The organism is Aminobacter sp. P4_D5 (genome assembly GCF_056401815.1).
The window spans coordinates 1-579 of record NZ_JBFUIP010001108.1 but is presented as its reverse complement, the minus strand read 5'-3'; the positions used below and the strand labels follow the sequence as shown (position 1 = coordinate 579).

At 65.1% G+C, this 579-nt stretch carries 1 protein-coding gene; it reads left to right on the top strand.

The features are described from left to right. Positions 1 to 118: 118 nt before the first annotated feature. Positions 119 to 579, top strand: a 461-nt coding sequence (locus tag AC1DWF_RS36940; protein ID WP_476843391.1) for a ferredoxin--NADP reductase, incomplete at its 3' end; no start/stop codon positions are given.

Below are 579 nucleotides of genomic sequence, written 5' to 3'. Positions count from 1 at the left end.
GGATCGACCTTCGGCCCGACAGGCGGGTTCGTGGCGGGGTCATGCGGTGGCTGGAAATCTCTCATGCGTCCATATTCTTCTTCTTGCGCTGCAGCGTAACCCACCCCAAAACGACCGGATGGACATCGACGTCGAACCCATCGTCAGCGCCCCTCCGGGGTTTTTCGCCGAGGAAGTGACCTGGGTCCATCATTGGACCGAAAGCCTCTTCAGCTTCAAATGCGGCCGCGACTCCGCGCTGCGCTTCACCTCGGGCCAGTTCGCCATGATCGGGCTGCTCGTCGGCGGCAAGCCGCTGGTCCGCGCCTATTCCATGGTCAGCCCGGCCTGGGAGGATCACCTCGAATTCCTCTCCATCAAGGTGCAGGACGGCCCGCTGACCTCGCGCCTCCAGCATCTCCAGGTCGGCGAGCGGGTGCTGATCGGCCGCAAGCCCGTGGGCACCCTCATCACCGACAACATCCTGCCCGGCCGCAACCTCTGGATGCTCGCCACCGGCACCGGCCTCGCCCCCTTCATGTCGCTGATCCGCGACCCCGAGGTCTATKACCGCTACGACCGCGTCATCGTCGCGCACAC